The following is a 4,487-nucleotide window of genomic DNA, read 5'->3' on the forward strand; positions in this document are numbered from 1 at the left end:
CGAAAGCTCCTTGAAAAGCGGAGCCGGAGCGCCCGGGTAGGCGAAGGTGAGGTTGGAGATAGCAATCTGCGTCATGGCGTCTTCTCTCTATCAAGACAAAAATGCGGCGCGGAAGCGGCCTCTCGAAAAAATACGTGGCCCTTACCCCTTTCCCGACCGCAGCAGCCCCGGAACCCAATAGCGTTTGTTCGCCGCCTTCCAGCGCATCCCTGGGGGTTCGGAATCCATTCAGCTTATCCTTTCCGCTTGGAAAACCCCTTAACCTGAACGGTCTTTACGGGATGGAACGTTATAGCCTCTGCGCGCAGCTTCGGAACGGAGAGCCCCTGCACCACATCGCCGCTCTTGTTCGCTCCATCTACGGCATCCCCTTTGTCCTCAGGGCTTTTCCTGTCCATGAGAGAAGGAGTGCTGTCGTCCGGTTGTACCAGTTGCCGACTGAGGTATGGATAGTCATAAATCCCGTCGTGAAGTAGGTGGTAACTGGCGACATCGGGTTGGGTCAGCACTTTTTTGTTGATATCTCCGTTCGGGAAGATAAGCCGATCAAGAAAAACGTATGCCTCCCACCGTGGAGTTTCCGACTGCTTGATCAATTCCGGGAGCTGTTCACGGAACTTTCGCGCGGATGCTATCCGTCCCTCCAAATACTCGACCCCATCGGCAGCGGACTGGGCGTCCATGACGACGACCGGACTTACCCTTTTCAGCCTCTCACGGACCGTGGGGACTTTTTTGCCGCTGTCCACATACACATATTTCCCTTCCTGCCAGGACCGCGTCACTACGTTTCTGTCATCCACCACATGCCAGGCTTTGCTTGCGCCTACCTCATAGACTTCTTCGCCATTCTCGTCCTGCGTCGCACGAACGAAGCCTTCCCGGCACCAGGCCTCCCTGACGTCCCATTCCTGCCCGTTCAGGATACGATCCCGCGCGCGTTCCAGCACACTGCTGTAGTCCCCGAAAGATTCAGGGCCATCCTTGAACGCAGTTGCATAAACTTCTTGCAACGATACGAGATCAACCTGCAGCTCCTTTCGCAGAAGAGCCCGCGGCACGACATTGAGGTTCGCCCTCAAATCTTCAATTTCAATCTGTATCTCGATGCGGTCGAGATCGGTGAGCTTTTTATCCTGTGCGACCACCGCCAGCTTCCGCATCCTCTCCATGATGTCAATCGTCTTCGACAGGGTTTCTTCTATCGGCTGTGCCCACGAAGGCAACGACTCGGCGGCCTCCTGCCTTTTTATCAGGGGAAACGATTCTCCTCCACTCAAACTGAGCTTTTTGCCCTTGTCGGAGAGAACCAGGGAATCGTAGACGGGCTGCTTTCGCTGCGCCAGGGAAGGGAAGACGGACCGCAGGGGATTGCCCCGCGCGGCGGCGGCCCCAGCCGATAGCGCGATCTTTGAAAAAAACTCTCTCACTCCATCAATCTGCATGGGAAACGCCTCCTGAACAGAAACATCCTCCCGCCAATGAGAGGGCGGGTTCTCCCGCTCTTTGAGTGATGGGCACGACAATAGCAACGTTAGCGGCATTATTGAAGACGGAAGAAGAAACGACCAGAACCGGCCTTGCCGTTCCCTAGTTGTTCATGTCCTGAAACGGGATTCAGGCACACCCGATAGATATCGCCGCGCTTCAAATCAACTCGGCCCCCTCCGCCTCGTTATCCAGCCAGGCAGCGTCGCGATCACTGAAATCAGTCATGGAAACAAGCTGCTGGAGCGAGTATTCCGGCGGCCGCTCACAGGGGGTAACGATAATCCGCCCCTTCTGAACTTCCAATCGCATTTCCGTTGCGGGCGTCAAGGACAGCGCTCGCGTTATCGTCGATGGGATGGGCATCATCAGCGATCCTCCCACTTTATGCACACGGCTTGTGAGCGACATCCAAAATCCCCCTATCGTGTTAATTATATAACAAAAGACAGGGCATTGTGCCACGATGAGGGCCGGGGCTCCTTGACAAACCCGCCCGTCGAGGTACTATTATTAAAGAACGACCCAGGGGAGCAAGCGCTGAGAGGAGGCCGCAGGGCCTCGACCCTGGAACCTGAACCGGATAATGCCGGCGTAGGAAGACGGTCGTGCGTGGAGCCCGCAATGCCCCGCGCCCATCATGCCTCCCACTGGGACGTTCCCTATATCTCAACGTTTGGGAGGTTTTTTTCATGTCCAATTCCAATGCAGCCAGCATCCGCAGCGCGACGGCAGCCATGGTCGAGGGGGCCCTCTGCATCGCCCTCGCCGTCGTCCTGTCCAAGGTCAACCTGTTCGCCCTGCCGAACGGCGGCTCCGTCGACGCGGGGCTGGCACCGCTCTTCATCTTCGCCTGGCGCAGGGGCCTGAAGTGGGGCGTCGCGGCCGGAGCGCTGGCCGGCGTCGTCAAGGTCCTGCTGGGCGGCTACATCGCCAACCCGGTTCAGGTCGTGCTGGAGTACCCCCTGGCCTACGCCATGGCGGGCCTCGCCGCAGCCTTCTCCTGCAAGAAACCCTTGGGGCAGGCGATGGGCCTGGTGCTGGGGTTCCTGGCCCAGACGGCCTGCCACGTCGTCGCGGGGGCCATCTTCTTCGCCCAGTACGCGCCCAAGGGGCAGAACCCCTGGGTCTACTCCCTCCTCTACAACGCTCCCACCCTGGGCGCGAAGTACCTTCTGTCCGCTGCGGCCGCGTGGCTGCTCTGGAAGGCGCTGGAACGGGCCCTGCCGAAAAGGTAGTCAGCCGGGCCGCAGCGGCGCCTGATAGCAAGGGGGGCGGCGCACCGCCCCCCCACATTCGCGCTATAATTTCATCGGGCCGCCGGGCAGGAGGACCGCCATGGGCATCGCGGGCAGTGCTCCTCCCGCGGAGGCAGATCCCGCACGGCCCCCAGACGGGCCGCAGCGCGCACGCGGCCCTCGATCGCCTCCCAGTCCTCGACCCTCCGCATCCGCAGGGGACTCCCCTCCCGCAGGAACACGAGCCCCGCCTCCACCCGTCTGCAGGGCGCCCCGGCCAGCTCCGCGCCCTTCCGAGCCGCCAGGGCGTAGAGGTCCAACTGCGCGCTATAGAGCTCCTCCGGAGCGTTTTGCATCAGCGTGACTTTGTAGTCCAGAACGCGCCAGACCTCCCCCTCGCGCCACACCACGTCCATGGCCCCGGAGAGGGCCAGCCCCCCCACCTCCACCCTGAAGCCCGCCTCCCGTCGCGCCCCAAGGGGCAGCGCGCCCCGCACCATGACCCCAGCCTCGGAGCCGGCAAAGTGCAGGAGCCACGGGCGAAGGGCGTTTCGGTTTCCCTCCTCCCGCCACACGTCCCGAAGCAGCGTCGGCAGGGACCGCAGCGCCCTGGGGTCCGTCAGCCAGCGCTCCAGCTCCGCCTCGGCGTCGCCCTCCGCGGAGGGCCACCGTGCCAGGATCCAGTGCGCCAGACTGCCCAGGTCCGACCCGCCGCGCCCGTCCTCCTCCGCCGCGCCCCGCGGCGCCTCCCAGGCCAGGTCCAGCCCCTGCCGGTAGCGCCGCCGCCAGGCCAGAGGACACCACTCCATCAGGGAAAACGACGTGGCGGACAGGACCGCCAGCTCCCTCGCCCCCGAATCCGGACGCGCCATGGCGACGGGGGCCGGCGTCGGCACGGACCGCCGGGGCTTTCCCGCGGGCTGTGCCCCATCGCCAGGGGGGATCAGCTCCACGTCAGGACCCGTCATGTCCGGACTGCAGTCGCCGCGCTCTTGCATCCAGTCCAGCACGATGCCCGTCCAGCCCCCCTTCTCCGCCGGCGCGCTCCCCTCTTTCCCGAACGTCACGAGGCCGCAGTGGATCAGGGAGTCCTGTGCCCGGGTCGCCGCCACGTAGAGGAGGCGCAGGTCCTCCTCCCTCTCGCCCTGGCGCGTCAGCGCCCGCTCCCAATCCATGCTCAGGGGATCAGGGGCCGGGGTCCGGGACGCCGACAGCTCGTCCGGCAGCCCCGCGAAGGCCACGCCCAGCGTCCGCGACGGGCAGAGCGTGCGGGGCCTCCTCCGCTTCGCGGTGTCGAAGATCGCCACCACGGGGTACTCCAGCCCCTTGGAGGCATGGACCGTGGATAGCAGGACGGCGTTCACGCCCTCACCGTGCCAGGCCGGCTCCTCCATGTCCACGCCGCGGCGCAGCGCGCGGTCCATCCAGTCTGCACAGGCGGCCAAGCTGGAGGCGCTCCCCCGCTGGAAGGAGCGCGCAATGGACACGGCTCGACGGACGTTCCTCAGCGCGCGCAGCCTCTCCTTCTCAGGGAGGTTCGACAGCCAGCGCCGATCCCGATCCAGGGGGGACAGGATCGCCGCGGGACCGTTCCTCCGGCCGATGAGGGATATTCTCTCCAGGCGGGCGGCCGCATCGGGAAGCGCCTCCCTCAGGGCCTCCATGACCCCGCGTCCGGGTCGGGGCGCTCTCCCGATCCGCTCAAGGCAGCGCCGAGCCTCCTCGATCGGGACGCCGGAGAAGGGCGACATCAGCCAGCCG

The 4,487-nt window shown here is 64.2% G+C and carries 5 protein-coding genes and 1 riboswitch; of the genes, 1 reads left to right on the top strand and 4 read right to left on the bottom strand.

Translation table 11 applies throughout. The features are described 5' to 3' along the window. Nucleotides 1–233 precede the first annotated feature (233 nt). From Q0629_RS08700 to Q0629_RS08705, 3 genes are all read right to left on the bottom strand, one after another. On the bottom strand, nt 234–1,445 hold the full coding sequence (locus Q0629_RS08700) for a hypothetical protein (protein ID WP_298781473.1): 1,212 nt from the start codon (nt 1,443–1,445) through the stop codon (nt 234–236). Continuing rightward, on the bottom strand, nt 1,435–1,572 hold the full coding sequence (locus Q0629_RS10200; RefSeq protein ID WP_366123274.1) for a hypothetical protein: 138 nt from the start codon (nt 1,570–1,572) through the stop codon (nt 1,435–1,437). The genes Q0629_RS08700 and Q0629_RS10200 overlap by 11 nt, the downstream gene beginning before the upstream one ends. Before the next feature lie 75 nt (nt 1,573–1,647). Beyond that, nucleotides 1,648–1,899, bottom strand: coding sequence for a hypothetical protein (locus Q0629_RS08705; RefSeq protein ID WP_298781475.1), 252 nt, complete (start codon nt 1,897–1,899; stop codon nt 1,648–1,650). Nucleotides 1,900–2,005: 106 nt separating this feature from the next. Then, nucleotides 2,006–2,108, top strand: a riboswitch (TPP riboswitch). 72 nt (nt 2,109–2,180) lie between these two features. Between Q0629_RS08705 and thiT the strand changes: the two genes are divergently transcribed. Next, entirely contained in the window at nt 2,181–2,726 is a 546-nt protein-coding gene (gene thiT, locus Q0629_RS08710) for an energy-coupled thiamine transporter ThiT (RefSeq protein WP_298781477.1), read from the top strand. Between the two features lie 71 nt (nt 2,727–2,797). On the opposite strand, the gene Q0629_RS08715 is transcribed toward thiT, so the two are convergent. Continuing rightward, nucleotides 2,798–4,487: PD-(D/E)XK nuclease family protein (locus tag Q0629_RS08715; RefSeq protein ID WP_298781479.1), on the bottom strand; the 1,690-nt coding region annotated here is incomplete at its 5' end.

It is taken from the genome of uncultured Fretibacterium sp., from assembly GCF_938030725.1.
In the GTDB taxonomy this organism is placed as follows: Bacteria; Synergistota; Synergistia; order Synergistales; family Aminobacteriaceae; genus Fretibacterium.

What these genes read in the sequence shown, in the direction of transcription:
- Q0629_RS08700 (WP_298781473.1), bottom strand. Translation starts at nt 1,445, where the DNA reads ATGCAGATTGATGGAGTGAGAGAGTTTTTTTCAAAGATCGCGCTATCG.
- Q0629_RS08705 (WP_298781475.1), bottom strand. Translation starts at nt 1,899, where the DNA reads ATGTCGCTCACAAGCCGTGTGCATAAAGTGGGAGGATCGCTGATGATG.
- thiT (WP_298781477.1), top strand. Translation starts at nt 2,181, where the DNA reads ATGTCCAATTCCAATGCAGCCAGCATCCGCAGCGCGACGGCAGCCATG.